The 3,003-nt window shown below is 71.1% G+C and carries 2 protein-coding genes; one reads left to right on the top strand and one right to left on the bottom strand.

Annotated features, from left to right (window positions below):
* Positions 1–319 precede the first annotated feature (319 nt).
* Positions 320–1,357 (top strand): AI-2E family transporter, encoded by a 1,038-nt coding sequence (locus tag E1286_RS46810; RefSeq protein WP_246075762.1) that lies wholly within the window; start codon positions 320–322, stop codon positions 1,355–1,357.
* On the opposite strand, the gene E1286_RS51070 is transcribed toward E1286_RS46810, so the two are convergent.
* Positions 1,337–2,476: a helix-turn-helix domain-containing protein gene (locus E1286_RS51070; protein ID WP_246075763.1), complete on the bottom strand. Its 1,140-nt coding sequence runs from the start codon at positions 2,474–2,476 to the stop codon at positions 1,337–1,339. The genes E1286_RS46810 and E1286_RS51070 overlap by 21 nt on opposite strands.
* Between the last annotated feature and the right edge of the window lie 527 nt (positions 2,477–3,003).

Consider the following 3,003-nt stretch of genomic DNA (forward strand, 5'->3'; position numbering starts at 1 on the left):
CTCGTGATCCCCGCTCGGAGGCGTTCATTTCGTCTTTCGTTGTGGCTTTATTCTTTCAGCCGTTCAAGTTCCTGTCAAATTGACCGGACTTGCTCGATCTGCGGGAATTAAGCCTGCCCCCTTTCGGAGACAACCCCTCAAACTTACCAGCCGTTCGGAGTGGACGCGCACGCCTCACCGTCACGATGAAGTCTGGAGGTCGCCCCCAAGTGAGCGCGACGATCAACGCCGTTCTCGTGGGGACTGGTGAACTCTATGTACGCCTCCCGGAACCGTCAAATCGACGGTTCGCGCCCGCACCGCGGGTAGGTAGGGGGGCGTGCCAGATCAACCCCTGCCCAGGGCGCTCACCATCCTGCTGGGCATGGCGGCGGCGGTGGTCGTGCTGTTCGGGATCCGCGAGGTCGCGTCCATCGCCGGTCCTGTCGTGCTCGCGCTCGTCCTCGTGATCGCCGTCTCACCCGTACGCAGCTGGCTCGCCGCCCGGCGGGCGCCCGTCTGGCTTCAGGTGGCGGTGCCGTTCCTCATCGTCGTGCTCGTGCTGCTCGGCATGGTGGGCATCCTGACCATCTCGGCCACCGAGCTCGCCGCGCTGCTGCCCACGTACACCACGCAGTTCGAGAGGCTGCTGGCCGACGCCCAGGCGTGGGCCGCCGCGCACGGGATCAGCAACGAGGTGCTCAACCGGGGGCTGGAGGCGTTCGACCCAGGGCGGGTGCTGGGGCTGGTGCAGATCCTGCTCGGCAGCCTGATCGGGGTGTTGTCGGCGTTGTTCCTCGTCGTGATTCTGCTGCTGGCGATGTCGCTCGACGCGCCGATCACGGCGAAGGTCCTCACCAGCGGCGGGGGCAGCCGGCCGCAGCTGGTGACGGCGCTGCGGACGTTCGCGCACAAGACTCGGCGTTACCTGATCGTCTCGACGGTCTTCGGGCTGATCAACGCGGTGCTCGACATGCTCGCGCTGTCGCTGCTGGACGTGCCGTTGCCGCTGCTGTGGGGTGTGCTCGCGCTCATCGCCAACTACATCCCGAACATCGGGTTCGTCATCGCGCTGCTGCCGCCGACCATGCTCGCCCTGCTGGACGGCGGTGTGCAGACGATGGTGCTGGTCATCGTGGCCTACAGCGTCATCAACGTCGTCACGCAGTCGTTCATCCTGCCGAAATTCCTGGGGGATGCCGTGGGGCTCACGACGACGATGACGTTCGTCTCGCTGATCGTCTGGACGTTCGTGCTGGGACCGCTGGGCGCGATCCTCGCGATCCCGCTGAGTTTGCTGACGCGGGCGGTGCTGATCGACAGCGACCCAAGCGCCGGGTGGGCGCAGGCGCTCGTGTCAGGCCGCCCGCGCGGGTGACAGGAGGCTGCGCATCGGTACGCCGCTGAGGCGTCTGACGTCGTGGGCCAGGTGGGCCTGGTCGGCGTAGCCCGCCGTGACGGCCACCTCGGCCAACGGGACGCCCGCGCGGGCCAGCCGCAGGGCGTGCTGGAAGCGGAGGATGCGCTGGAGGGTCTTCGGCGCGTAGCCGAACGCGGTCAGGCCGCGGCGGTGGAGCTGGCGCTCGCTGTATCCCAGGTCCCTTGCCACCTCGGCGACCGAGCGGCCCGCGCGCAGGGCCGCGGCGATGGCGGGGGCGGCCGGGTCGGTCGCGCCCGGCCCCATCCTCGTCAGCCGGCTCCGGACCGCGGCCCGCATCAGGTCGAGCCGCGCCTCGACGTCGACGGCATCCCCGCGAGCGGACGCGTAGACGCCTCGGGCATGAGACGCCGATCCGTCGAAGGCTCTCCCACTCGATGTGGACCCGGTCAAGGCTCTCCCGCGCGACCCTCGCCTGTCGGCGGCTCCCCCGCCGGACGCGGTCCCGGCCAAGGCACGCCCATCCGACGTCGGCCTGTCGAGGGCCTCTCCACCGGACGCGGACCTGGTGAACCCACGCCGACGCGGTGCCGGCCCGAAGGCCTCCTCGACCGAGGCGGATCCGGCGAAGGCGCGCGCACGGGGCGCGGGCCCGTCGAAGACGGCTCCCGGCGACGTCGGCCCGTCGAGCGTGAGCGTGTGCGACGCCGCTTCGTCGAGGGCGCGCGGACCGGGGTGGGTCAGGACGGCGGGAAGCTCGGCCAGGGAGAGGACATGCGGGACGTCGGTGGTGGGGAGCAGGGCGTCCGTGACGGTGAGGACGTCCGGGAGGTCGCTGAGGGCGACGCGCTGGTCGCGGAGCTCAGGGAGCGGGAGGCCGAAGACGCCGCCCGCCGCACCGGGCCGGAAGCGGATGCCCGCCAGCACCTCGCCCGGCCCGACGGCCGCGGGCATGGGGCCGGTGTCGGGGCCGGCCACGAACAGGCCCTCGGGCCCCCAGATGAGGTCGACGCACGCGTCGGGCACCACGAGCCGGCTGCCCACCGTCTCGCTGATGTGCACCCACTCGCACGCGACGCGGCCGGCGAGGTCGGGGGTTGCGGACCGTTCGGCGTACATGCCCCCACCGTACGCAGCCGGTCCGACAGAACGAGGTCGCCCCCGCAGACGACCGCGGTCCAACAGAGGAGGTCACCCCAGCAGGCAGTCCCCGCTGAGAGACAACGGATCCCTCGTCGACGACCGCGGGCCAGCTCGGCCGTAAGCCGGACGCCGGGCGGTGGGAGGTCAGGCAGAAAGGTGGCTGTGGACGGGCCGGTTGCGCGGAAGCGACCGTAGGAGGGTGTTGCTCAGTCGGGCGGGTGCCGGGGTGGCCGGGAACGCGGCCGAGACCTTGCCGTGGAGCAACGCCCGGGCGGGGTCAATGGGGAAGCGGTCCGCCCTTGCTTCGCCCGATCGGGTGGCGCTCGCCTCCACCGAACCGGCCGGCGCTCGCCTAACCGAAAGACAGCCGTAGCCGAGCGCCCGCAGGTATGGCGGAAAGGCCAGGGTCCGATGGGTCCAGGGGGGAAGGCGCAGGTCCGTGGGTCCGGGCGAAAGGCGGTCCGTGGGCCCCGGCGAAAGGCCCGGGTTGGGTGGGTCCGGAG

It is taken from the genome of Nonomuraea terrae (assembly GCF_004348995.1).
In the GTDB taxonomy this organism is placed as follows: domain Bacteria; phylum Actinomycetota; class Actinomycetes; order Streptosporangiales; family Streptosporangiaceae; genus Nonomuraea; species Nonomuraea terrae.

What these genes read in the sequence shown, in the direction of transcription:
- E1286_RS51070 (WP_246075763.1), bottom strand. Translation starts at nt 2,476, where the DNA reads ATGTACGCCGAACGGTCCGCAACCCCCGACCTCGCCGGCCGCGTCGCG.